Genomic DNA, 22,746 nt, shown 5'->3' on the forward strand with positions numbered 1-22,746 from the left:
TCAACGCCACTATTCTGCGTTTCATGCTCTGTTTCCCCATCGATTATACCTTCTGAGCATACCCCCAAGGGCGTGGGAAACAAGGGTAAACCCCGCACAATACAGAGAGAGTCAGGAGCAGACATGAGCGTCAAAGTGTTCGAAACGAGAGAAGTCCAGAACCTGTTGAAGGCTGCCGCGAATCTTCACGGCGCAAACGGCAATGCGCGTATCACGCAGATCACCCATCGCCTGCTGAGCGACCTCTTCAAGGCAATCGACGATCTCGACATGACGCCGGACGAGATCTGGGCGGGCGTCACCTACTTCAACAAACTCGGACAGGACGGCGAAGCGGCACTGCTGGCGGCAGGACTTGGCCTCGAAAAATACCTCGACATCCGCATGGACGCCGAGGATCGCGAAGCGGACATTCACGGCGGCACGCCGCGCACCATTGAAGGGCCGTTGTACGTTGCCGGTGCGCCGGTGCGCGAGCGCGTGTCGAAGATCGACGTCGACGTTGATGAAGACGCCGCTCCGCTCGTTATTCGCGGCATGGTGAGCGGCCCTGACGGCAAACCGCTCGCGGGTGCGGTGGTCGAATGCTGGCATGCCAATTCCAAAGGGTTCTACTCGCATTTCGATCCGACGGGCGCCCAGAGCGCGTTCAATCTCCGCGGCGCAGTGAAGACCGGGTCCGACGGCGAATACGAGTTCCGCACGCTCATGCCGGTGGGGTACGGCTGCCCGCCCAACGGCGCGACGCAACAGTTGCTCAATTCGCTCGGCCGACACGGCAATCGACCGGCGCACGTGCATTTCTTTGTGACGAGCGACAGGATGCGCAAGTTGACGACGCAGATCAACATCGAAGGCGACCCGCTGATCTGGGACGACTTTGCATACGCGACTCGCGAGGAACTGGTGCCGCACGTGGTGGAGAAGACGGGTGGCACGGCGTTGGGTCTGAAAGACGACGCGTATAAGGAAATCGAGTTCAACATCGCTCTGACGCCGCTCGTGCAGGGTAAGGACAACCAGGTTGTCAACCGGCCGCGCGCATCAGTGACGGCCTGATCGTTCAGAACGGCGGCTTGCTCGACGCATAGCTGCCGACTCTTCCGGATTAACCCATTGAACCGGTGCAGGCGCTCCTTCGAGGAGCCCGCATGGGGGGACTAGACATGTCTGCAAGTTTCGACAAGGCACGGCAACTCGAAGAGCTGCTGAGCAACGCGGTGCAGGAAGACAGGGAGAACGGCGTCTTCCGCTGCCGCCGCGACATCTTCACCAATAGCGACCTTTTCGAACTCGAAATAAAGCACATTTTTGAGCGAAACTGGGTCTACCTCGCGCACGAAAGCCAGATTCCCAACAACAACGACTACTACACCACCTGGATCGGGCGGCAGCCCGTGGTGATTACGCGGGACAAAACGGGTGAGTTGAACGCGGTCATCAATGCGTGTGCGCACAAAGGCGCGATGCTATGCCGCCGCAAACACGGCAATAAGGGCAGCTTCACGTGCCCATTTCACGGCTGGACTTTCTCGAACACGGGCAAGCTGCTGAAGGTCAAGGACGAAAAGACTACCGAGTACCCGGTGCAGTTCAACCAGCACGGCTCGCACGACCTGAGGAAGGTGGCGCGCTTTCAGAACTATCGCGGCTTCCTGTTCGGCAGCCTGAATGCCGATGTCATGCCGCTCGAAGACTACCTCGGCGAAGCAAAAGTCATCATCGACCAGATCGTGTCCCAGGCCCCCGATGGTATCGAGGTGCTGCGCGGAAACTCGTCATATATCTACGACGGCAACTGGAAGATGCAGATGGAAAACGGCTGCGACGGCTATCACGTGAGCACCGTGCACTGGAACTACGCAGCCACCATGGGGCGGCGCAAGGTCGAGGGCACGAAAGCAGTCGATGCGAATAGCTGGAGCAAGTCGGTGGCCGGTGTATACGGATTTGAGCACGGTCACATTCTGCTGTGGACGAGGACGGTGAACCCGGAAGTCCGGCCGGTATATCGGCATCGCGAGGAAATCAGGGCGCGTGTCGGCGACGTGAAGGCGGAGTTTATCGTCAATCAGACTCGCAATCTCTGCCTCTATCCGAACGTCTTCCTGATGGATCAGTTCAGCACGCAAATTCGCGTGATTCGCCCGATCAGCGTGGACAAGACCGAGGTCAACATTTTCTGCTTCGCCCCCAAGGGCGAAAGCGCCGAAGACCGTGCGACCCGAATTCGCCAATACGAAGACTTCTTTAACGTTTCCGGGATGGGTACCAGCGACGACCTGGAAGAATTCCGCGCATGCCAGACCGGCTATGCAGGATCGGCAATCATGTGGAACGACCTGTCGCGCGGTGCACCGCTATGGATCGACGGACCGGATGAGAATGCCCGGAACATGGGCCTGAATCCTGTGATTTCCGGCGAACGCAGCGAAGATGAGGGCCTTTTTGTTGCCCAGCACGAATACTGGGTGCGCGCCATGCGCGAAGCGCTCAGGAACGAGCAGGCGAAGGTGGCGGCATGAGCATCGACTATCACGCAATCTGCAAGGCGCTGTATCAGGAAGCCCGTTTTCTGGACGACCGCCAGTGGGACGAATGGCTCGCTTGCTACACGGACGATGTCACCTACTGGATGCCCGCCTGGGACGACGACGACCGGATCACCGAAGATCCCCACAGCCAGATCTCGTTGATGTACTACCCGGATAGGGGCGGCCTGGAAGACCGCGTGTTTCGTATCAAAACCGAGCGAAGCGGCGCTTCAATGCCCGAGCCTCGCACGAGCCACAACATCACGAACGTGGAAGTGCTGGCCGCGCGCGAAAACGAAGTGGACGTTCGCTATAACTTCAACACGCTGAGTCACCGGTACAAGGTGACGGACCAGTTTTTTGGCGCCTGCACTGTGACCTTGCGCAGGGTCGATGACCGGCTGCTGATCTCCAGCAAGAAGATCGTGCTGAAGAACGACTATATCCGCCAGGTGCTCGACGTCTACCACGTTTGAAGCCAGTTGCAGGAAGACACCAGGAAGTAGGAGGCAAGATGTCCAGCTACAACATCGCACTGAACTTTGAAGACGGCGTGACCCGCTTTGTCGAGTGCAGAGACGGCGAGAAGGTCCTCGATGCGGCCTTTCGCGCAAGAATCAACCTGCCGATGGATTGCTCCGACGGCGTTTGCGGTACCTGCAAGTGCCGCGCGGAGAGCGGCGACTATGATCTCGGGGACGACTACATCGAGGACGCCCTGAGCGACGACGAAAAGGAGCGTGGACTCGTGCTGACCTGCCAGATGGTGCCGCACAGCGACTGTGTTATTTCGGTGCCGGCGTCGTCGACGGCGTGCAAGACAGGGCAAAACGCGTTTGCAGCGACCGTTTCGAAAGTGGAGCAGCACAACGATGCCGCCGTGGTCCTCGAGCTGGATATAGAAAGCGTGCCTCCCGTTTTCCTCGCTGGCCAGTACGTCAACATCCACGTTCCAGGCAGCGCTGCGCACCGATCCTATTCGTTCTCGTCCGCGCCTGGGGAATCAAAAATACGCTTCCTGATTAAAAGGATTCCCGGCGGCGTGATGAGCACGTGGCTCCAGTCGGCACAGCCGGGCAACAAGGTGGAAATGACCGGGCCGCTGGGAAGCTTCTATCTGCGTGCCGTGGAACGACCGCTGTTGTTTCTTGCAGGCGGCACGGGACTCGCTCCTTTCCTGTCGATGCTGGAGGTATTGGTCCGAGCGAAATCGCAGCACAAAGTTCACCTTATCTATGGCGTCACGCGTGAGCTCGATCTGGTTTGCGTCGATGCGATCGAGGCGTATGCGGGGCAGTTGCCGAACTTTACGTTCAGCACGGTCGTCGCGGAAGACGCGTCGACGCATCCTCGCAAAGGGTGGGTGACGCAGCACATTGCGCCTGAGTGTCTGAACGACGGCGACGTGGATGTCTACCTATGCGGTCCTCCGCCAATGGTCGACGCTGTGCGCAAATATTTCGACGACAACGGCGTCGAGCCTCACAGCTTCCATTACGAGAAATTCACGCCCAACGCAGCCGCGGTGACAGCATGAGCGCGCAGCGATTCCAGCATAAGGTCATGGTTGTCACGGGCGCTGCACAGGGTATCGGCCGCGGCGTCGCGTTGCGTGCAGCGGCCGAGGGCGCGAAAGTTCTGTTTGTCGATCGCGCCGACTTCGTGTCCGAGGTAGCGGCCGAGGCGACGGGGGCGGACACGGCCGGCTTCATTGCCGATCTGGAGACCTACGAAGGCGCCGCTTCGACCATGGCATTTGCCGTGCGGAAGTTTGGCCGCATCGATATTCTCGTTAATGGCGTGGGCGGCGCAATCCGCATGCGGCCGTATGCGGAGTTCGAGCCGGCTCAGATCGATGCCGAAATTCGCCGCTCGCTCATGCCGACGTTATACGCCTGTCACGCGGTCCTGCCTCACATGCTCGCGCAAGGTCGCGGGACCATCGTCAATGTATCGTCGAATGCAACACGCGGCATTCGCCGTGTTCCGTACTCGGCCGCGAAGGGCGGCGTCAACGCAATGACGCAGTCGCTCGCGATGGAGTATGGCGCGCACAACATCCGCGTGGTGGCCACTGCGCCCGGTGGAACCGAGGCACCTGCGCGGCGTGTGCCACGCAACGCCACCGGCGATACTGATCAGGAAAAGATGTGGATGAGCGAGGCGGTGAACCAGGTCACGCAGTCCACTTTCTTCAAGCGTTACGGCACGCTCGACGAGCAGGTCGCGCCGATTCTTTTTCTTGCGTCGGACGAAGCGGGGTATGTGACCGGCGCTGTTTTGCCCGTGGCCGGTGGTGACAACGGCTAGGCTCGCATGTCAGTTGCCAATCGTATCGCTTTCACGGCCCGCGATACGCCAAGCCGCCGCAGGTCCATTTGCAGCGGCTTGAACAAGTGCACACCGGTGAAGCCGCGTTCGCCGCGAGTGCCGCCATCGGCCCGCGCGCATCAACTCTTCAGGTCGTCCGGTACCTTGCCCCCGTTCTCCGCCAGCTTCTGCATGACCTCTTTATGCAGCCACATGTTCATTGCCGCGGAGTCTTCCGTATTGCCGGTGTAGTGCAGCTCGGACGCGAGCTCCTTCCGCGCCGCGAGGCTGCTGTCGAGACCCAGCAGTTTCAGCAGATCGACAATGGACGTGCGCCAGTTCAACTTTTCGCCGCTGCTGTCCTGCATTTTCGTCAGCACCGCTTCGACGTCGACGGTGGGCATGGGCGTGACGGGCGGCTGCGAATTGCCGGCTGCCGTCGTGGAGGGCGTGGCGGGCGTGCCCGCGGGCGCACTCGCGCTGCCGGGCGCGGCGGTGGGCCCAGCGGCCGCGCCGGCCGTCGCGCCCGAGGCTGTATTGGCGGGATGGTCGTGAGGGAAAATCTTGTTGAGAATGCTTGAAAAAATGCTCATGTGTCGCTCCTCGTTCGTGCCGGCCAATGCGGCCGGCGTTGGGGAAAACGCAATGCCCGTGCCTGTGGGGCGAGTCTCGCGCTATGCGCCATTGCGTGCTGTCACGGGTAATGGTCAGATGTTTTACTCGCGCATGCGCGTGAGAAAAAATCGGTATCCTAACTAACTGGCGCGCCTCTTCGCGCGGCACGGTGTTTGCTCGACCTTGTCCACTCAACGGAAAGAGAGGGAGGTTGAAATGGTGGAGTCTTATCAAAGCACGAGCTCCGGTTCCGCCGATGTCGCGGGCAATGACAGCCTCGCGGGAAGGCCGAATGGCAGCGAAGAACTGCGCGCTCGCAGCGCGATGACGTTGTCGGAACTGAAGGACAGGCTTGCCGGCGCGCAAGACGTGGTCAAGACGAAATATCGCGTCGTGTCCGAATCGACCGACGACTTCGTTCATGACAGTCCGTGGAAGGCGGTGACGATGGCGCTGATCGGCGGGCTCATCATCGGTATGCTGGCTGCGCGGTAGTGCGGGTTTCGTCAACACGCAGGTACTGCTTCCGCGCCATGCGATCCGTGTCCATGCCGCCGCATTGAACGCGGCGGCATGGACAGTCAAACGCCTGTTAGGGCGTGAGCGTCACCTTGCTTCAGTGTTCGCTCGGCCGGATAGCCGGATCGTCCTCGACGACTTCGCGCGTCGCGGACCAATACGGCTGGCGGTTGTAGTAGTTGTAAGTCGATTCGCCCCAGACCGGATCGGCCATGGACGGCCAGTGGTCCTTGTCGAAGCCGGGGTCGTCTTTCAGGCGCTGCGCCGTGATGTCGACGAAGAAGCACTTCTGATCCGTATCGAGAGTCAGCGCACTCCACGGAATGGCGTGCAGGTTGGCTCCCATCCCAAGGAAACCGCCCTCCGAGAGCACCGCGTAGGCGATGCGTCCGTTGCGGACGTCGAGCATGATGTCGGAAATCTTGCCGACATGTTCACCGTCCGAAGACATCACCTTGGTTCCGTCGAGCGTGGCCGCGGCCATGACGTCCGGCCCTGGACCTTCGCCGACACCGCCGCCCACAATCTTCGCTCCGCCTCGAGTGGCGCCTTGCGGGTTGATTGAGCCCATCTTTCACCTCCTTGAACGAAAAGGGTGCGTTTCAAGGTGCGCAAACGGCGTGCCCGGGCGAGCCGCGCTTTAGCGTGAAAGAAGAGCGACCGTGGCGATGCCGAGAATCGTCATGAGAAGCGAGGCGCCGACGTGAATGGCGACTTCGCCGGCCGCCCAGCCGAGGCGTCCGTCCTGCAGATGTTGCACGACTTCGGCGGAAAAGGTGGAAAAGGTGGACAGTCCGCCCATCATGCCGGTGATGACGAAGAGCCGCCATTCCGGCGCGATGTGCGGCGCGCGGGCGAAGCCTGCAACGGCGACGCCGATCACGTAGCCCGCAATTACGTTGGAGGCGAAAGTGCCGAGGGGCAACGACGGAAAGAGCGCGTTCAGGCGAAGCCCGAGAAACCAGCGAAACAGCGAGCCGAGCCCGCCGCCAATAGCGACCGCGAAGAGGGACCAATACATGAACGGGGCCTGACGAAACCGGAGTCAACGAGCCGGGCTGAGCGGGAGACGCGGTGCCGCCTCCGCGCGGGTCCGGGGAAGCAGGCATTATCAGCACGAGGCGGTTAGTGAGCATTCGCCGAAACCACACACCGCGTGGCCGGGATGCTCAATGGAGAATGCCATCTCCAGCGCGCAAGTCTAACATCCGCGACTCCATGGGGACAGGTCGCGCACGGCCGTGCGCATGCCTTGCGCGCCTGCCACGGCCGCGTTCAGCCAAGGCTTTCGCGCTCCGGCGTCGCGGAAATCCGGTGGATCGACAGGTCCGCGCCGTTGTACTCGTCTTCCTGGTCGAGCCGCAAGCCCACCGTCAGGCGGATGGCGCCGTACACGAGCGTGCCGCCGAGCGTCGCCACGACAATGCCGCCGAGCGTGCCCAGCACCTGCGCGCCGAACGACACGCCGCCCATGCCGCCGAGCGCCCGCAAGCCGAAGATGCCCGCCGCGATGCCGCCCCACGCGCCGCACAAGCCGTGCAGCGGCCAGACGCCGAGCACGTCGTCGATCCGCCAGCGGTTCTGCACGCACGTGAACATATAGACGAACAGCACGCCCGCGATGCCGCCTGTCACGAGGGCGCCGAGCGGGTGCATCAGGTCCGAACCGGCGCAGACGGCGACGAGGCCGGCAAGCGGCCCGTTGTAGGTGAAGCCCGGGTCGTTGCGCCCCGCGAGCCACGCGGTCAGCGTGCCGCCGACCATCGCCATTAGGGAATTGACGGCGACGAGGCCGCTGATTTTGTCGACGGTCTGCGCGCTCATCACGTTAAAGCCGAACCAGCCGACTGCCAGCACCCACGCGCCGAGCGCCAGAAACGGAATATTCGACGGCGGATGCGCGGCGATCCCGCCGTCGCGGTGATAGCGCCCGTGGCGGGCGCCGAGCAGCAGCACGGCGGGCAAGGCAACCCAGCCGCCGAACGCGTGCACGACGACCGAGCCCGCGAAGTCGTGGAAGGGCGCCCCGAACGTCTGGCTGATCCACGCCTGCACGCCGAAGCGCTCGTTCCACGCCATGCCCTCGAAGAACGGATAAATGAATCCCACCAGCACGAAGGTCGCGAAAAGCTGCGGATTAAATTTGGAGCGTTCCGCTATACCGCCCGAGACGATCGCCGGAATCGCGGCCGCGAAGGTGAGCAGGAAGAAGAAGCGCACGAGCGCATAGCCGTTGTGCGCCGCGAGCAGCTCGGCGCTGCCGAAGAACTGCACGCCGTACGCGATCGTGTAACCGATAAAGAAATACGCGATCGTGGAGACCGAGAAGTCCACCAGAATCTTGACCAGTGCGTTCACCTGGTTCTTCTTGCGCACGGTGCCCAGTTCCAGAAACGCAAACCCCGCGTGCATGGCGAGCACCATCGCGGCCCCGAGCAGAAGAAAGAGCGTATCGGTGCCGGTTTTCAAGCTTTCCATCGATTATTTCCGCTTATGCCAAAAAACCGGGCATCGAATGCAAGAAGTGGGCCAAAACGGTGCTTGAGGCGCGCTAGCGGTGCGGAGCCGCACAGGCTTGGGATTTCGAGACAAAGGGATGCAGCTCGCGCGGGCGGTATGCACCTGCGTCGGTATGAAAAAGCACAAAAAACGTGCGTGAATATCCCCTTTTTGGTTCTTATGATCCATTGCGGGTCGGAACTTTTCGTGCAGCTTACGCCCGGGGCATGGTTCCTGCGTCCCGCTCGCGTCAGGACGTCGCGGGGCACGGGCCTTTCAGCTACGGGCGGCCGCCCTGGCGGACAGAGTCTGGGTTATGGCGTGCCCCTATGTTTCGCAGCCAAACGCCGACATAATGTCCCGTCCTGGCTCACGACCGTCGGCCACCTTTGAATGCGCACGCATGCGACTTACCACTAAAGGCCTGCTGCTGATCGCGATTCCGGCGATCTTCGAGCTGGCGCTTCTGTCCGGACTGGTCAAGGCACAGTCCGACGCTGCCGAGGCCCAGCGCTGGGCTGTCCATGGCCAGGAGGTGCTGCGCCAGACCACCTCGATTCTCGATCCGGTGCTCGGCGAGTCCGTTGCGCTGCGCGGCGCGGTGCTCGCCGACGACAACCGCTTCGTCACGCCGCTGTCGGTCTGGGTCGACGTCGACCGGCGGATCGATCAGCTCGCGGAACTGGTGTCGGACAGTCCGCCGCAGGTCGAGCGCGTCGTTCAGGTGCGTCAGGCGGTGCAGGCCTATCGCCAATGGTCCGATCGCATCCAGGACCTGCTGCGCTCGGGGCGCCGCAATGACATCGTCACGCGCTTCGGCGAACTCGGCCAGACCGACGTGCTCGACCGGTTTCGCCAGCAGGTGGCCGCCTTTCAGGCCGAGGAGCGGCGCCTGGAAGGCGAGCGTGTCAATGCCGCCGACGCCGCCCGCGAGCGGCAGCAGATGCTCGTCGTCGCCGCAGTGGTCGGTTCGCTGTTGTTCGTCGCGCTCGCGGTGTGGCTGTTCACGCGCGGCTTGCGCGGCCGCCTCGCCCTGCTGTCGGACAATGCCGGGCGCCTCGCGGGCAACGAGCCGCTCGCGCCCATCGGACCCGGTCATGATGAAATCGCGCGGCTCGACATGACCTTGCATGAGACGAGCCGGCGCCTGCTCGAAAGCGAGCGCATCCAGGCGCGTTTCCAGGCGGACCTCGCGCGCCGCGCGGACGAGCTGTCGCGCATCAACGAGACGCTGCGGCAGCAGACGCAGGAAAACGAGATGTTCATCTACAGCGTGTCGCACGATCTGCGCGTGCCGCTCGTCAATCTGCAAGGCTTTTCGAAGGAACTCATCCGTGCGTGCGAGGAACTGCGCGCCGCTGTCGGCGATTCGTCGATCGACGCGGAGACGCGGCAACGCATCGAGCGCGTCGTCAACGAGGACATTGGCGAAGCGCTGCATTACCTGCAGACCGCGGTGCTGCGCGCGTCGCACATCATCGACGCGTTGCTGCGGCTCTCGCGCATTGGCCGCGTCGAATACCGGCATCAGAAGGTCGAGGTGCGCGATATCGTGCCGCGTGTGGTCGACGCGATGCAGGGCTCGATTCGCGCGCGGCGGGCGCAGGTCGAGATCGGCGAACTGCCGGCCGTGTGGGGCGATCCGACTGCACTCGAGCAGGTGTTTGCGAATCTGATCGGCAATGCGGTGAATTATCTCGATCCCTCGCGGGAAGGCCGGATCGAGATCGGCACGACGCCGGCGCCGCCAGGCGTGCAGACGCTGCGCATTTTTTATGTGCGCGACAACGGCCTGGGCATTCCGGCCATCGCGTTGCCGCGGCTCTTCAATGCGTTTCAACGACTGCACGGCACGGCGGTCGCGGGCGAGGGCATCGGGCTTGCGCTCGTGCGGCGCGTTGTGGAGCGGCACGGCGGCCGGGTGTGGGCGGAGTCGGCGGAAGGCGTGGGGACGACGTTCTATTTGTCGCTGCCGGAGGCCGGCGCGCGCGTCGCGGCGGCGGGCGGGGCGCGAGAAGCGCCCGGCGCGGCGGCGTCGGCAGCAGGGGGCGCAGGGGCAGCAGGCGCGGCTCCCGTGGCGGCCAACGACCACGCAATGAATAAGCGGCCGAACCTGCGGATGGGGCCGTGAAAGGACCTGCGACGTCCACGCCCAAGTCCACGCTGTGAGGCGACGCAATGGTTGGGGCTGAACTGCAGCGCAATCGGCCTGCATCAGCGAGCCGTGAATGACGCCGTCGGCGTCGATCGCCATCGAGCGGGGTCGACCTGATCAGACAAGGCCGGTCAGCAGGAGACGAACAGGCGGCGCGATTTCAGCAGCTGCCGGCCGCGAACCGACCAGTAGCACCCGCACGCGAGCAGGATGGCGACCACGATCAGCACTTCGTAAAGCGTCGGGCGCAAGCCGAGCAGGCCGTCGAGCGCGAACACGCAGCGCGCCACGATCAGCGACGCCGCCCATACCGAGCACGCCGCCTGCGCGAGCAGCCGCGTGCCGGCGAGGCGCCGCGCGCGATTTTCGCGGGACCAGCCGGCCGGCGTGCGCGCGCAGCGAAATGCGATCGCCATCAACGTGACGGCGAGAATGACGATCCAGTCGGTCAGTTCCATCGAAATGCGTTCCCCAAGTCAGCCTGTGACTATAGGAACGCCCTCCGGCGCGAACCATAGGACGACTCTCAAATGCCGCGCACACCTCGCATGGCCGTGCGCGGCGTTTGAAGCAGCTCAAAACCGTCTTACAGCTCGATGCGCGTGCCGAGTAGAACGAGGAACTGACGCAGCCATTCGGGATGGGCGGGCCACGCGGGCGCCGTCACGAAGTTGCCGTCCGTGATGGCGGCGTCGACGGGAATGTCGGCATAGTCGCCGCCCGCGAGCTTCACTTCGGGCGCGCAGGCCGGGTAGGCGGAAATGCGCTTGCCGCGGATCACGTCGGCGGCGGCCAGCAGTTGCGCGGCGTGACAGATCGCGGCGACAGGCTTGCCGGCTTCGGCGAACTGCCGCACGATGTCGATCACCTTCGGATTGAGCCGCAGATACTCGGGCGCCCGCCCGCCGGCAATGGCGAGCGCATCGTACTGGCGCGGATCGGCGTCGTCGAAAGACGCGTTCAGCGCAAACAGATGGCCCGGCTTTTCGGTGTAGGTCTGATCGCCCTCGAAATCATGAATCGCCGTCTTGATCCGCTCGCCGGCTTTGCGGTCGGGGCACACCGCGTCGACCACGTGCCCGACTGCCTGCAGCGCCTGAAACGGCACCATCGTTTCGTAATCCTCGGCGAAATCGCCGGTGAGAAACAGAATCTTTTTTGCCGCCATCGTATGCCTCCGGGTTGATCAAGGGAACACAGAACGCTGGATTGCGCGCGGCCAGTCTACCGCACAACTTTTGACGGAATCGCGACCTGGCGCTCACAGCGGCCGTGCCGATCCATGCTGCATGAAAGCGTTGCGCGGCAAAGAGCGGCAACCAGCTGGAGCAAGCCGCAACAGCGTATGATGAGCGCGTTTTCGTCAGTCAGGCCGCGTGGCGGTCCAAACACACATGATGACTTTATCCATCCGTTCGCCGTTGCTGCGCCGTGCCGCCGTGGTGCTGTTCGTCTTCGGCGGTCTTGCGGCGTGCCAGAAGAACGACGCGTCGGCTGGGCAGGTTGCCGGCAAGCTCAACGACGCGGCGCAGGCTGCGTCCCAGAAGCTCGATCAGGCCGCGAGCTACGTGGGCCAGAAGGTCGACGAGACCCAATCCGCCGCCCAGCAGAACCTCGAATCGGCCTCGGCGCCGTCGGTCACGATCGACCCGAATGCGCTCGCTTCCAGCGCGCAGGCCAATCTGCAGAACGCCGCCAGCGCGGCGCAGGCACAGCTCGGCAAAGCCGCGTCGCTCACTGGCCAGAGCCTTGAAAACGCGGGGCGCAAGCTCCAGCAATGGTCGGCGCAAAACACGGCTTCGTCGACGAGCGCGGCTGCTTCGTCGTCCGGCTCGAGCTACGGCGGCGATGCGCAAAAGCAGATGGACAAATGAGATGGGTATGAATCCTCTGCCGCGCTGCGTTGCGTCGGTCAGTGCACGCCTCCCGTTTGACAGCCGGATTAAATGTAATTACCATGGTTACACATTGTCGTTGCAGGACAGGTTGTCGTGAACACGAGTAGCCGGTTTGCATTTGCGGTGCACGTGCTCGCGCTGCTGTCGTTGCAAGAGGGCACGCCGCTCTCGTCGGACATGATTGCGGGCAGCGTGAATACGAATCCCGCGTTGATCCGGCGGCTTCTGATCATGCTGGCCGAAGCGGGCCTCACCACCTCGCAACTCGGCGCGGGCGGCGGCGCGCTGCTGGCCCGCGCGCCGGAGCAGATTTCGCTGCTGGACGTGTACCGCGCCGTGGACGACGCGCAGCTCTTCGCGCTTCATCGCGAGGAGCCGAATCCGGCGTGCATGGTCGGGCGCAATATCCAGGTCGTTTTGCGCGGCATCATCGACGAAGCGCAGCAGGCCATGGAGGCGTCGCTCGCTCGGCGCACGCTGGCCGACGCCACTGCGGATCTCGAGCGCGCGGAGCGCGCGAGGGAGCGCAAGCGGCGGTCGCACGCGTGAGGCGGGTGCTTTGAAACGAAGACGTGGGCGTCGGCTTTGCACGGCTTTGCACGGCGTAGCGGCAGGCAACATCGGCGAATAGATGATATTGACGCACGGGGCTTCGGCCCCTCTTTTTTCCCTAAATATGTAATCGAAATGGTTACATATAAACGATGACAGGAGCATGGAAATGAGCAAACAGTTGAAGATCGCCTTGTTCGGCGCCACCGGCATGATCGGCTCGCGGATCGCGGCGGAAGCGGCCCGTCGTGGACACCAGGTCACGGCGCTCGCGCGCAACCCGGAGCGCGTGCCGGCCGGCGTGCCGAACCTGAAGGCGGCGCAAGCCGATGTGCTCGACGCGGCAAGCGTCGGCGCGGCGGTGCGCGGTCACGACGTGGCCGCGAGCGCATATGCGCCGCCGCACGGCGACGTGGGTGCGCTCGCAAAGGCCACGCACGCGCTGGTGGAGGGCGTGCGGGCGGCGGGCCTGAAGCGGCTGGTGGTGGTCGGCGGCGCGGGTTCGCTCGAAGTTGCGCCGGGCAAACAGCTCGTCGATAGCGACGGCTTTCCGGACGCCTACAAGGCGGTTGCGCTCGCGCACCGCGACGCGCTCGGTGACTACCGTGGCGTGGCCGATCTCGACTGGACGTTCTTTTCGCCGGCCGCGCTCATCGCGCCGGGCGAGCGCACCGGCAAGTTCCGCACCGGCACGAATTCGCTGATCGCCGACGCAGAGGGCAACAGCCGCATTTCCGCGGAAGATTACGCAATCGCATTCGTCGACGAACTGGAGCAGGGCCGATTCATCCGGCAAATTGCGACGGTTGCTTATTGAAGCGGGAGCGGGCGCCGCGGGCATGAAATCATGCAAGCGCCCTAACAATCGGTTACGCATGTCCGGTTGCCGGCGCGCAAACTGAGGCTACACTGGCGTCTCCCGTTTTCTCACGGATCGCCATGCAGTCATGCCCGTCGCGGCGTGAATCCGAGGCTGCGCCGTCAAACGGCGGGTTCGCTTCGATTCACGCTGCATTTCTTCGTTTTCTGGCAAACCTCAGAGCGCTGCTCTGTCGCGGCGCCGGCGCGCGTGCGCGTCGCACGCGCGGTTCCAGCGCCTCGCCGGTCGCCCTCTGCATTGCCCTTGTCGTCTGTGCCGCCTGGCTGCCCCTCGGCGCGCACGCCGCCGGCACTGGCGCGAGCGCGCCCACCAGCACGCCAGTCATTCCGGCGTTGCAGAGCCTCATCAACAGCGCGACAGTCGCGCCCGCTTCGGACGCCTCCGGCGCGTCCGCTGCGGAGGCGGCGTCCGCGCCGTCGCCGGCAAGTCAGGCTGAAATTGCGCGTTCGCTCGACAGCGTGATCGCCACGCTCGACAACGACCGCCAGCGCACCGCGCTCGTCGCCCAACTGAAAAAGCTGCGCGACGTGTCGCGAACCGTCGGCCCGCTCGCACCTCCGCCCGCGCAGCCGAGCCCCGGCTTGCTGGGCGCGATCGCCTCCGGCATCGCGTCGTTCGAATCCGACGTGCACGAGGGCCGCACGCCCGTGCGCTACTGGGGCGGCCGCTTCAACGCGGCGGGCAACGAGCTGTATACGATCATTTCGGGCCAGGGCCACGAGAGCCTCGGCCGCATTCTTCTTTCGATGTTCGCGATGCTGGCCGGCTGGGGCGCATGCGCCGCCGCGCTGATCTACGTGCAGCACCGGCTCTACCGGCGCCTCGGCATCGTGATGGGGCTGAATCCGAACCCGACCACACGCGAGCTGCTGGTGTTCGCGCTGCGGCGCGTGGGACCGTGGATCATCGCCTTCGTTGCCGCCCTCCTGTTCGTGCGCGCGATGCCGGATGCGCTCGGCCGCACGCTCGGCATGGTGGTCGCGTATGCGATCGTCGCGGGCGCGGTGTTTTCGGCGATCTGCCTCATCATGTTTTCGCTGTTCGGCTCGGGGCACCGGCGTATCGCGGTGCGTCTGCTGATCGATCACGCGCGGCGCCTCCTGTTCGCGGTCGGCGTATTCGGCGCGCTCGGCGATGCCGCCGTCAATTACGACGTGGCGCATCAACTCGGCACCAACCTGGCCGCGCTGATTTCGACGGCGGCCAACATGACGGCCGCCGTGCTCGCCGGCTACTTCGCGCTTGCGTTCCGCCGGCCGGTCGCGCATCTGATCCGCAACCGGCCCTACGAGCAGCGCAACGACCACAAGGCCGCGACCGATGCCTTCGACGTGCTCGCCGCGCTCTGGCACGTGCCGGTTCTGGTGCTGGCGACGGCGTCGGTGGTCGCGACGCTCGGCGGCTCCGGGTCGAGCGAAAACGTGCTGCAGATCTCGGTGGTGACCGCGCTGCTGCTCGTGCTCGCGTTTTTCCTGTCGGCCATTGTCCTGCGCATGACGCGCCCGCGCAGTCCGCGCGCGCGGCGCCGCTCGCCGTATCTCACGCGCCTGTTGCGCTTTTGCGGCACGCTGCTGACGCTGTTCATCTGGCTGTTTTTCTTCGAACTGGCGGCGCGCTTGTGGGGCGTGTCGCTTGCCGCGGTCGTGGAGGAAAACGTCGCGGCGCGCGGTATCGCCCATGCCGTGACGGCGATCGTCGCGACCGTGTTCATTGCGTGGCTGCTCTGGATCCTCGTCGACACGGCGATCACCGAGGCGCTCAATCCCGGCAGCGCGCGCAACAAGTCGCGCAACCCGAGCACGCGGGCGCGCACCATGTTGCCGCTCGTGCGCAACGTGCTGCTCGTCAGCATCATGACGATCGCGGGCATCGTCACGGCGGCGAATCTCGGCATCAACGTGACGCCGCTACTGGCGGGCGCGGGCGTAATCGGTCTGGCGATCGGTTTCGGCGCGCAGTCGCTCGTGACCGACCTGATCACAGGGCTTTTCATCATCATCGAAGACACCATTTCGGTCGGCGACTGGATCGACGTGGACGGCGGCCATGCCGGCACGGTTGAGCATCTGTCCATTCGTACCGTGCGGCTGCGCGACGGTCAGGGCGCGATCCACGCCATTCCGTTCTCGCAGATCAAGATCGTGAAGAACCTGTCGCGCGACTTTGCCTACGCCGTGTTCGAAGTACGCATGTCGTTTTCAACCGACGTCGACCAGATCACGCAGATGATCCGCGAAGTCGGCGCCGAGCTGATGGCCGACTTCCGCTACCGGCGCGAGATGCTCGGGCCGATCGAGGTGTGGGGCCTCGACCGGTTCGATCCGAACTGGATGGTCGTGAAGGGGCAGATCAAGACGCGGCCGCTGCAGCAATGGAGCGTGGCGCGCGCGTTCAACCTGCGGCTCAAGCGCAAGATGGACGAAGCCGGCGTCGAGATTCCGGTGCCGCAAATGCGCCTGTACACGTCGTCGAAAGATAGCGAGGGGCAGCCCTGGCAGGACGACATGGCCGAGATGGCGGCACACGAGCATGGCCACGAGCACGGGCATGCGCGCCCGCATGCGGAGAAAGCCGTGCCGATGCGGGGTTCGCATGCGCCTGTCGCGATGGCGCGCGACGTGTCGCATGAACCGCGTCCGGCGCCGCCGCCGACCGCGCAGACCGCGCCTATTCCGCCGCAGGTTCCGACGGCAGGCGAGGGCAAAAGTTGAGGATTGGGGTGAAGGCGGTCGGCAAAGGGCGCCGTTGAAGGCAGTCCGCGAGGACAGGCTCTCGGGCGGTGACGTTACTCTCGGGCCCGCGCTCCTGGCGCTGAGCCGCGCTCAGGCGAACGCCTGGGCGACCGGCACCACGTCGTTCACATGGCTGCCGATCTGCGGGCCAGGCACCCCGTAGACGTGCAACGAAACAGCGGGTGCATCGCTGGCATTCCCCAGCCGATGAATGCTGCCGCGGCCGCTTCGCACGAACGACACCGCGCCGCGCTCGCGCGCTTGCGTGCGCGCGGCGCTCGCGCATTGCTCCGGGTCGTTCCACTCGAAAACCGTTTCGCTCAACGTGCCGTCGAGCACTGCGTAGCCGCACCACGTGTGATGAGCATGCACGGGGCTCGCCTGGCCCGGCAGCCAGACCAGCGCGGCGATTGCATAGCGGCCCTGGCGGTCGGCGGCGAGTAGATGACGCCGGTAGGTTTGCAGCGATCCTTCGCGTTGCGCGGGCGTGAGCAGCGCGGCGTGGGCGGCGGCTTCCTGGAGCGCGACTCGCATGCTGCGGGCGAAGACGCCCGAATGCGAAGGCTCGGGCAAATGGCCGCAGGCTTCGAACATCGCGTCGAGTGCATTGCACAGCCGGACTAGAGGCGCGTGCTGCACGGCCCGCGGCACCACGTCGCGTTTGTCGCCGGGCTGGCCGGCAGCTTGGGCGCGAGGTTGGCTCAGGTCGGCCAGGTTCGGGTTCAGGAGGCGGGCGGAGGAATCGGCGTTGTGGTCCACGGTCTTTGAACGGCAGGCAGTGCCGCGTTTTTTCGGTCTGGGATTTATACCGTTTTGTCCGGAGAAAGAGTTTCCATATAATTCCCTCATCAATCTGAAAAGTAGAAAAATTTGCTAAAGGGGTGAGACGATGGGAATGGATATCATCGACCGTAAGTTGCTCGAGCTGTTGCAGGAAGACGCGACCATGCCGATTGCCGAACTGGCGCAGCGCGTGAATCTGTCGCAAACGCCATGCTGGAAGCGGCTGCAGCGGCTCAAGGAAGCCGGCGTGATCCGCGCGCAGGTGGCGCTGTGCGATGCGCGCAAGCTGGGGGTGGGTACCACCGTGTTCGTTGCCGTGCGGACGAACCAGCATACGCAGGCGTGGGCGCAAACCTTCACGCAGGCGGTGCAGGACATTCCCGAGGTGGTCGAGGTCTACCGGATGAGCGGCGAGACGGATTATCTGCTGCGCGTGGTGGTCTCCGACATCGACGACTATGACCGCGTGTACAAACTGTTGATCGCCGCGGTGCCGTTGTACGACGTGAGTTCGAGCTTCGCAATGGAGCAGATCAAGTATTCGACGGCGCTGCCGGTGCGCTATAGCGTGTGAGCGCGGATCGGCGCAGGTGCTGTCCGGGGGCAGCGTTCGAAGCCGCTCAGCGTCTTCCCCACGTGCATTGACTTCCCTCGGCCCTCGCATAGACTCAATTCGAAGCGCCTGCTCGTCGCGGCGCAGAAGGAGGACAGCTATGACTCCCTGGGAAATCCAAGGCACGGAACTCATCACCTGCAATTGCTCATACGGATGCCCGTGTCAGTTCAGCGCGCCGCCCACCCACGGCTTTTGCGAAGCGATGGGTGCGATCTCGATCAGCAACGGATATTACGGCGATGTGCGGCTCGACGGTCTGAACCTCGCGGTGGTGTTCCAATGGCCCGGGCAGATTCACGAGGGCAAGGGCAAGTGCCAGCCGATCGTCGACGAACGCGCCGGTGCGCAGCAACGCGAAGGTCTCCTGAAGGTCATGACGGGGCAGGACACCGAACCGTTCGCCACCATGTTTGCCGTGTTCGCTTCCACGATCGAGCTTGCGTTCGAGCCGATTTTCACGAGGATCGACTTCGACGCGGATGTCGATGCAAGACGCGGCCGCATTCATGTCGAGGGCGTGTTCGATGTCGTCGGCGAACCGCTTCGCAATGCGGTGACCGGCGAGGAGCACCGCGTGCGGATCGATTTGCCGAACGGCTTCGAATACGAACTCGCGGAGGTCGGCTCCGGCACGGCTCGCTCGCAAGGCAACATCGCGCTGGATCTCAAGGGCACGTACGCACAATTTGCGCGGCTGCACATGAATAACAAAGGACTGATCCGCCATCGCGCTGCCGCGTGAGCAACATGCGCGGCATCCCGATCGAGAAGGTCCTCGGAAACGAGCGCGTCGTCACCGCGCTCGGTCTCGTCGCGGTCGTCGGCTGGTCATGGCTGTATCTATGGACGGGCGCAGGCACCGGCATGTCCGCACTGGATATGACGGCGCTCACGCTGTTCCCGCATCGCCTGAAGGATGGTGCCGGCGGTATGGAGACGACGATGTCCGCGGCGATCCTCATGTGGTGGACCATGATGATCGCGATGATGACGCCGGGCGCGGCGCCGCTCATTCTGCTATATCGACGCGTGTTGCGGCATCACGAGCCGGCCGCAACCCATTCTGCGATTCCATCGCTCTTTCTCTTCGCCGGCTATCTGACGGCATGGCTGGCATTCTCGATTCTCGCGGCCATCTTGCAGCAGGTGCTGCAACCCACCGGTCTTGTTTCCGACATGATGCTGTGGTCGAAGAGTGCACCGTTGTCCGCCTGCTTTCTCGCCGTGGCCGGTTTCTACCAGTTTTCGCCGCTCAAGCGCGCCTGCCTCAGGCAATGCCGCGCACCCGTCGCCTTTCTTACCGCGTATTGGCGGCCGGGCCTCGCGGGCAGCTTTCTGCTCGGCGTGCGTCATGGGTTCTACTGCGTCGGCTGCTGCTGGCTGCTGATGACGCTGTTGTTTGTCGGCGGCGTCATGAATCTCGCCTGGATCGCCGCGCTGTCCGTCGTCGTGCTGGTGGAAAAACTCGCGCCGCGGGGCGAGCAAGCGGGCCGCTTGCTGGGCGTCGTGCTGATCGCCTGGGCAGTCGCCACGCTGCTCGTGTGACCGCGCGGCCTTTTGCGCCGTTTCACTCGAGGTAGTGTGGCGCTGCCGACTGCAAGGCGAGTGCAAGGCGTCCCGGCGTAGAATGCCGCCTTCTCCGCTATCTTCCGCGATTGCCTCGCGATCCGAGCCGTCTCATGAACAAACCGCCGCGCAAGAAAAACCCGACCTTCGGCATTGCCGTATTTATCGTCGTCGCGGTACTGCTGGTTATTGCCACGCTGCTGTACAACGCGATTAAGGAAAAGCGCGAATTCGACAGCGAGAACGCGCAGACGACGTCCCTCTCGTCGGGCGCGGCTGCGGTCACGGCGACGAGCGCCGCTGCTACCGCTGCGAAACCCGCAAGCGGCAGCGCGCAGTGAACTGGTAGCCGTCGCGTTGTATGAGTGCCTGCGATGTGGGTGACACCTGCTGCGCGACCAGGTGCGGGGACATGGCAGGGACCTCGCGGGACCTGCGGAGGGCCGGGCCCATGCGCCGCCACCGCGTCATTCATCAGGCAGGCGAATCACACTCGCGTCTTTGCGAATCAGCGCCGCAGCCGCCAGCATCTGCTTGCATTGATGCGCGAGCAACTTCATGTCGTGCACCGCATCCGCCGAATAGTCTTGCGACTTCTCGGCCTCGACCACCATCGTATCGAGTTCGCGCGTGAGCTGTTTGATCTGCTCCGGCTGGTCGGCGGGCGGCGCAGTGCCCGCCTCGGCCTCGGTGAGGTTATCGCGCACGAGGCTCAATGCGCGTTGCAGCGGCTGCAGCGACACGCTGTCCGGCTGTTGGGCGGACGTGCGCAGGAGCGGCGCGGCCGCCGTGATCTGCGACGCGAGCACATGGCTGCGCACGAGCAAGCCGTTCAGCTCGGGCACGAACTTCTGCGCTGATTTCGGTTCGAGCATCATCCGCTGGAAGGCCTGGCCCAGATTCGCGAACGCGACGTGCACATTTTTGCGCGCGAGGCGGTAGCGATAATCGCGATCGAGCGCGGTCGCGGCGGCCGCGGCAGCGGGGGAGGCGCCGGCGACGGGCTTCGTCGTCGCGTTACCGTTCGTGGTGAGGGGCGCCACCGGCGCGGCGCTTGTTGCTCGATTTGTTGCTCCGCTTGTTGCTACGCTTTTTGCCGGGCTCGTTGCCGCGCTTTTTGCCGCATTCACTGCTGTATGCGCGGCGGGCTCAACGTCGGCACCCAGGCTGATGGCGAAAAGCGCGTTGGCTTGCGAGATGGCTTGATCGCCCGTCGCAGCGCCGGCGGCCACAGGCGCGCGCGACGCAGCCGGCGCCGGCTTCGCGAAGTCGATTGCCGGATCGGCCATGGCTGCGACCGGCGCCCGCGCGCCTGCTTCCGTCACTGTGGCGACCACGGCTGCGGCCGGTTTGCCGCTCCACCACCAGCTCGCTTCCAGAAACTGCCGCGTTGCGCTGATCACGTTGTTGACCAGCTTGCCCATCAGACGATATTCCCAGTAAGGGAAGAGGTGGCTTGCGGCGATCGCGATCGCGCAACCCACCACGGTATCGATCGCGCGTTCGCCGATGATGCGCATGCTGCCCGGCGCGAGCAGATGGAACATCAGCAGCACATAGGACGAAGTGAACACCACGCTTGCCGTGTAGTTGAACAGCAGCAGGCTGTAGCTCATCACCATGGACGCGAACATCACCACCAGCAGGATGTGCGGCTCCTTCACGAAGACCATGAGCGCGATGCTGGCCGCGCAGCCGATCAACGTGCCGATTATCCGCTGCCCGTTGCGCTGCTTGGTGAGCGAGTAGCCGGGCTTCAGAATGATGACCGTGGTCATCACGATCCAGTACGCGTTGGTGAGCGGCAGCAGGCGGCCGAGCCAGAACCCGACCGCCACCGCGATCGTCACGCGCAGCGCGTGACGAAAGCTCGGCGACGCCATGGTCAGGTTCGAGAAAATCTGGCCGAACGGCACGCGGCGGCTCGAGACGAAGCGGTTCAGCGCCTGGTCGAGGCGCAGTTCCGTTTCCGTGGTGGCCGGTTCGCTCGACAGGCTCTTGCGCATCTTGTCGATCAGACGCGTGGCGCTCCAGATGCGGCGGAAGGTGGACGAGACAGCCGAATAGGCCTCGGGATTCTTCGCCGGTAACTCGTGCTTGCGCATCAGTTCGATTTCGAACTCGATGGCGCGCAGCTCCGCCTTCACGTTCACACGCGCCCGCGGCGCATGGTTCTGCAAAACGGCGAGCCCGATCTCCTCCAGATCGGCGGCGGCCTTGCGAATGAGGTCGCGGTAGAACACCAGCAGATCCGTGCCGCCAAACGTGTTGCGCACGAGCGGGTAGTCGGTGTGCGCGCCCACGAACAACTCATGCAGATCGACGGTGTTGATGAACAGGTTGAACAGCATCGCGCGACGCGGCTCCAGTTTGCCGCTTTTGAGCTTCGGCAAATTGCGCAGCACGATGTCGCGCGCCGCGTCCTGCCGGTCCACCGCGGCGATCTGCTTGTCGACGAGATTGCGATAGCACTCGTCGAGATCATTATCGAGGTCATAAAAGGCTGCGCGCGCGAGCAGGTAGTCGGCGCAGGCAAAGACGCTTTCGGCGAGGGCCTGCTGCTCGATGCGGTGCATCATCCAGCGGCTCACGGCAGTGGACCAGTACGTGTACCAGAGACCGCCCACGAGGATCCACGACGCATTCACGAGCGCCTGCACCGGCGTGAAGTGCTCCTCCAGCGTCATGATCATCATGAACAGCGTGGCAAAGCTGATCTGCGGCCAGCGGTTGCCGTACACGACGATCAACGAAAGGAGGAACGTGAGCGGGACCACCGTGCACCAGAGCGCGACCGGGTTCACAGTGGCAAGACCCGTGGCGAGCGCCGAGAGGAAACCGATCACCGAGCACGCCAGCATCTCGTTGTGCTTGTATTTGAGCGGCCCCGGCATGTCGACGACGCATGCGCCGAGCGCGCCCGTCGCAATCGTGAAGCCGAGCTCACGATTGTGAAAGACGATCAGGCACAGCACAGCCGGTAACGACACACCGACCGCGATGCGCAGGCCGCCATAAAAATACTGGCTGTACAGGAATTTTTTTATTTCAACCGAATAGCGCATCGACTGCCTGATTTCATTCACT

Annotated in this window: 23 protein-coding genes and 1 riboswitch; of the genes, 15 read left to right on the top strand and 8 right to left on the bottom strand. The window is 63.9% G+C overall.

All coding sequences use genetic code 11. The features are described 5' to 3' along the window. The first annotated feature begins 123 nt into the window (after positions 1-123). From catA to benD, 5 genes are all read left to right on the top strand, one after another. Positions 124-1,059, top strand: a complete 936-nt coding sequence (gene catA / locus HV711_RS17045) for a catechol 1,2-dioxygenase (protein WP_028361058.1) — start codon at positions 124-126, stop codon at positions 1,057-1,059. 107 nt (positions 1,060-1,166) lie between these two features. Then, positions 1,167-2,525: a Rieske 2Fe-2S domain-containing protein gene (locus HV711_RS17050; protein ID WP_035478691.1), complete on the top strand. Its 1,359-nt coding sequence runs from the start codon at positions 1,167-1,169 to the stop codon at positions 2,523-2,525. Then, positions 2,522-3,010 carry a benzoate 1,2-dioxygenase small subunit gene (benB, locus tag HV711_RS17055; protein WP_028361060.1) on the top strand — a complete coding sequence of 163 codons (489 nt, stop codon included), beginning with the start codon at positions 2,522-2,524 and terminating at the stop codon, positions 3,008-3,010. Before HV711_RS17050 ends, benB begins: the two co-directional genes overlap by 4 nt. Before the next feature lie 38 nt (positions 3,011-3,048). Then, a complete protein-coding gene (gene benC / locus HV711_RS17060; RefSeq protein ID WP_028361061.1) occupies positions 3,049-4,071 on the top strand; it encodes a benzoate 1,2-dioxygenase electron transfer component BenC in 1,023 nt (340 codons plus the stop codon). Then, entirely contained in the window at positions 4,068-4,844 is a 777-nt protein-coding gene (gene benD, locus HV711_RS17065; protein ID WP_035478692.1) for a benzoate diol dehydrogenase BenD, read from the top strand. The genes benC and benD overlap by 4 nt, the downstream gene beginning before the upstream one ends. A gap of 140 nt (positions 4,845-4,984) precedes the next feature. On the opposite strand, the gene HV711_RS17070 is transcribed toward benD, so the two are convergent. Beyond that, positions 4,985-5,437 carry a DUF3597 domain-containing protein gene (locus HV711_RS17070; protein ID WP_015002352.1) on the bottom strand — a complete coding sequence of 151 codons (453 nt, stop codon included), beginning with the start codon at positions 5,435-5,437 and terminating at the stop codon, positions 4,985-4,987. 238 nt (positions 5,438-5,675) lie between these two features. Between HV711_RS17070 and HV711_RS17075 the strand changes: the two genes are divergently transcribed. Beyond that, a complete protein-coding gene (locus tag HV711_RS17075; RefSeq protein WP_035478693.1) occupies positions 5,676-5,954 on the top strand; it encodes an ElaB/YgaM/YqjD family protein in 279 nt (92 codons plus the stop codon). Between the two features lie 121 nt (positions 5,955-6,075). Here HV711_RS17075 and HV711_RS17080 read toward each other — a convergent pair whose 3' ends face one another. The 3 genes from HV711_RS17080 to HV711_RS17090 all read right to left on the bottom strand — a co-directional run bounded on the left by HV711_RS17080 (position 6,076) and on the right by HV711_RS17090 (position 8,456). Then, positions 6,076-6,549 carry a PRC-barrel domain-containing protein gene (locus HV711_RS17080; protein WP_013588021.1) on the bottom strand — a complete coding sequence of 158 codons (474 nt, stop codon included), beginning with the start codon at positions 6,547-6,549 and terminating at the stop codon, positions 6,076-6,078. Between the two features lie 69 nt (positions 6,550-6,618). Further along, positions 6,619-6,999 carry a fluoride efflux transporter CrcB gene (gene crcB, locus HV711_RS17085; protein ID WP_035478694.1) on the bottom strand — a complete coding sequence of 127 codons (381 nt, stop codon included), beginning with the start codon at positions 6,997-6,999 and terminating at the stop codon, positions 6,619-6,621. 74 nt (positions 7,000-7,073) lie between these two features. After that, a riboswitch (Fluoride riboswitch) is annotated at positions 7,074-7,177 on the bottom strand. Between the two features lie 76 nt (positions 7,178-7,253). Further along, positions 7,254-8,456 (bottom strand): ammonium transporter, encoded by a 1,203-nt coding sequence (locus tag HV711_RS17090; RefSeq protein WP_013588023.1) that lies wholly within the window; start codon positions 8,454-8,456, stop codon positions 7,254-7,256. Between the two features lie 424 nt (positions 8,457-8,880). On the opposite strand from HV711_RS17090, the gene HV711_RS17095 reads away from it, so the two are divergent. Further along, positions 8,881-10,608 (top strand): sensor histidine kinase, encoded by a 1,728-nt coding sequence (locus HV711_RS17095; protein ID WP_035478695.1) that lies wholly within the window; start codon positions 8,881-8,883, stop codon positions 10,606-10,608. Positions 10,609-10,763: 155 nt separating this feature from the next. Here the strand turns inward: HV711_RS17095 and HV711_RS17100 are convergent, their stop codons facing one another. Together HV711_RS17100 and HV711_RS17105 are read right to left on the bottom strand one after the other, a co-directional pair. After that, on the bottom strand, positions 10,764-11,090 hold the full coding sequence (locus HV711_RS17100) for a hypothetical protein (RefSeq protein WP_035478696.1): 327 nt from the start codon (positions 11,088-11,090) through the stop codon (positions 10,764-10,766). A 128-nt stretch (positions 11,091-11,218) separates the two neighbouring features. Next, on the bottom strand, positions 11,219-11,800 hold the full coding sequence (locus tag HV711_RS17105; protein WP_013588026.1) for a DJ-1/PfpI family protein: 582 nt from the start codon (positions 11,798-11,800) through the stop codon (positions 11,219-11,221). A gap of 229 nt (positions 11,801-12,029) precedes the next feature. Here HV711_RS17105 and HV711_RS17110 point away from each other — a divergent pair, with 229 nt between their 5' ends. The 4 genes from HV711_RS17110 to HV711_RS17125 all read left to right on the top strand — a co-directional run bounded on the left by HV711_RS17110 (position 12,030) and on the right by HV711_RS17125 (position 16,673). Continuing rightward, positions 12,030-12,506 carry a BCAL1086 family glycoprotein gene (locus tag HV711_RS17110; protein WP_035478727.1) on the top strand — a complete coding sequence of 159 codons (477 nt, stop codon included), beginning with the start codon at positions 12,030-12,032 and terminating at the stop codon, positions 12,504-12,506. A 117-nt stretch (positions 12,507-12,623) separates the two neighbouring features. Further along, positions 12,624-13,079 carry an Rrf2 family transcriptional regulator gene (locus HV711_RS17115; protein ID WP_035478697.1) on the top strand — a complete coding sequence of 152 codons (456 nt, stop codon included), beginning with the start codon at positions 12,624-12,626 and terminating at the stop codon, positions 13,077-13,079. A gap of 172 nt (positions 13,080-13,251) precedes the next feature. Next, positions 13,252-13,899 (top strand): NAD(P)-dependent oxidoreductase, encoded by a 648-nt coding sequence (locus tag HV711_RS17120; RefSeq protein ID WP_013588029.1) that lies wholly within the window; start codon positions 13,252-13,254, stop codon positions 13,897-13,899. A gap of 122 nt (positions 13,900-14,021) precedes the next feature. Continuing rightward, positions 14,022-16,673 (top strand): mechanosensitive ion channel family protein, encoded by a 2,652-nt coding sequence (locus HV711_RS17125; RefSeq protein ID WP_028361067.1) that lies wholly within the window; start codon positions 14,022-14,024, stop codon positions 16,671-16,673. 111 nt (positions 16,674-16,784) lie between these two features. On the opposite strand, the gene HV711_RS17130 is transcribed toward HV711_RS17125, so the two are convergent. Beyond that, positions 16,785-17,453: a cysteine dioxygenase family protein gene (locus HV711_RS17130; RefSeq protein WP_175145164.1), complete on the bottom strand. Its 669-nt coding sequence runs from the start codon at positions 17,451-17,453 to the stop codon at positions 16,785-16,787. 130 nt (positions 17,454-17,583) lie between these two features. On the opposite strand from HV711_RS17130, the gene HV711_RS17135 reads away from it, so the two are divergent. The 4 genes from HV711_RS17135 (at position 17,584) to HV711_RS17150 (ending at position 20,000) form a co-directional block, all read left to right on the top strand. Then, positions 17,584-18,051, top strand: coding sequence for an Lrp/AsnC family transcriptional regulator (locus HV711_RS17135; protein ID WP_013588032.1), 468 nt, complete (start codon positions 17,584-17,586; stop codon positions 18,049-18,051). 139 nt (positions 18,052-18,190) lie between these two features. After that, positions 18,191-18,835 carry a DUF1326 domain-containing protein gene (locus HV711_RS17140; protein WP_035478698.1) on the top strand — a complete coding sequence of 215 codons (645 nt, stop codon included), beginning with the start codon at positions 18,191-18,193 and terminating at the stop codon, positions 18,833-18,835. 5 nt (positions 18,836-18,840) lie between these two features. Further along, positions 18,841-19,638: a DUF2182 domain-containing protein gene (locus HV711_RS17145; RefSeq protein ID WP_035478732.1), complete on the top strand. Its 798-nt coding sequence runs from the start codon at positions 18,841-18,843 to the stop codon at positions 19,636-19,638. 134 nt (positions 19,639-19,772) lie between these two features. Next, positions 19,773-20,000, top strand: coding sequence for a hypothetical protein (locus HV711_RS17150; protein ID WP_013588035.1), 228 nt, complete (start codon positions 19,773-19,775; stop codon positions 19,998-20,000). Between the two features lie 126 nt (positions 20,001-20,126). Here HV711_RS17150 and HV711_RS17155 read toward each other — a convergent pair whose 3' ends face one another. Beyond that, positions 20,127-22,724, bottom strand: a complete 2,598-nt coding sequence (locus HV711_RS17155; RefSeq protein WP_035478699.1) for an FUSC family membrane protein — start codon at positions 22,722-22,724, stop codon at positions 20,127-20,129. Between the last annotated feature and the right edge of the window lie 22 nt (positions 22,725-22,746).

Source organism: Paraburkholderia phenoliruptrix, assembly GCF_902859825.1.
Lineage (GTDB): Bacteria > Pseudomonadota > Gammaproteobacteria > Burkholderiales > Burkholderiaceae > Paraburkholderia > Paraburkholderia phenoliruptrix.

What these genes read in the sequence shown, in the direction of transcription:
- HV711_RS17155 (WP_035478699.1), bottom strand. Translation starts at nt 22,724, where the DNA reads ATGCGCTATTCGGTTGAAATAAAAAAATTCCTGTACAGCCAGTATTTT.
- HV711_RS17105 (WP_013588026.1), bottom strand. Translation starts at nt 11,800, where the DNA reads ATGGCGGCAAAAAAGATTCTGTTTCTCACCGGCGATTTCGCCGAGGAT.
- HV711_RS17150 (WP_013588035.1), top strand. Translation starts at nt 19,773, where the DNA reads ATGAACAAACCGCCGCGCAAGAAAAACCCGACCTTCGGCATTGCCGTA.
- benC (WP_028361061.1), top strand. Translation starts at nt 3,049, where the DNA reads ATGTCCAGCTACAACATCGCACTGAACTTTGAAGACGGCGTGACCCGC.
- HV711_RS17135 (WP_013588032.1), top strand. Translation starts at nt 17,584, where the DNA reads ATGGGAATGGATATCATCGACCGTAAGTTGCTCGAGCTGTTGCAGGAA.
- HV711_RS17095 (WP_035478695.1), top strand. Translation starts at nt 8,881, where the DNA reads ATGCGACTTACCACTAAAGGCCTGCTGCTGATCGCGATTCCGGCGATC.
- HV711_RS17100 (WP_035478696.1), bottom strand. Translation starts at nt 11,090, where the DNA reads ATGGAACTGACCGACTGGATCGTCATTCTCGCCGTCACGTTGATGGCG.
- HV711_RS17090 (WP_013588023.1), bottom strand. Translation starts at nt 8,456, where the DNA reads ATGGAAAGCTTGAAAACCGGCACCGATACGCTCTTTCTTCTGCTCGGG.
- catA (WP_028361058.1), top strand. Translation starts at nt 124, where the DNA reads ATGAGCGTCAAAGTGTTCGAAACGAGAGAAGTCCAGAACCTGTTGAAG.
- benB (WP_028361060.1), top strand. Translation starts at nt 2,522, where the DNA reads ATGAGCATCGACTATCACGCAATCTGCAAGGCGCTGTATCAGGAAGCC.
- HV711_RS17110 (WP_035478727.1), top strand. Translation starts at nt 12,030, where the DNA reads ATGACTTTATCCATCCGTTCGCCGTTGCTGCGCCGTGCCGCCGTGGTG.
- HV711_RS17050 (WP_035478691.1), top strand. Translation starts at nt 1,167, where the DNA reads ATGTCTGCAAGTTTCGACAAGGCACGGCAACTCGAAGAGCTGCTGAGC.
- HV711_RS17120 (WP_013588029.1), top strand. Translation starts at nt 13,252, where the DNA reads ATGAGCAAACAGTTGAAGATCGCCTTGTTCGGCGCCACCGGCATGATC.
- HV711_RS17070 (WP_015002352.1), bottom strand. Translation starts at nt 5,437, where the DNA reads ATGAGCATTTTTTCAAGCATTCTCAACAAGATTTTCCCTCACGACCAT.
- HV711_RS17080 (WP_013588021.1), bottom strand. Translation starts at nt 6,549, where the DNA reads ATGGGCTCAATCAACCCGCAAGGCGCCACTCGAGGCGGAGCGAAGATT.
- crcB (WP_035478694.1), bottom strand. Translation starts at nt 6,999, where the DNA reads ATGTATTGGTCCCTCTTCGCGGTCGCTATTGGCGGCGGGCTCGGCTCG.
- HV711_RS17075 (WP_035478693.1), top strand. Translation starts at nt 5,676, where the DNA reads ATGGTGGAGTCTTATCAAAGCACGAGCTCCGGTTCCGCCGATGTCGCG.
- HV711_RS17145 (WP_035478732.1), top strand. Translation starts at nt 18,841, where the DNA reads ATGCGCGGCATCCCGATCGAGAAGGTCCTCGGAAACGAGCGCGTCGTC.
- HV711_RS17125 (WP_028361067.1), top strand. Translation starts at nt 14,022, where the DNA reads ATGCAGTCATGCCCGTCGCGGCGTGAATCCGAGGCTGCGCCGTCAAAC.
- benD (WP_035478692.1), top strand. Translation starts at nt 4,068, where the DNA reads ATGAGCGCGCAGCGATTCCAGCATAAGGTCATGGTTGTCACGGGCGCT.
- HV711_RS17140 (WP_035478698.1), top strand. Translation starts at nt 18,191, where the DNA reads ATGACTCCCTGGGAAATCCAAGGCACGGAACTCATCACCTGCAATTGC.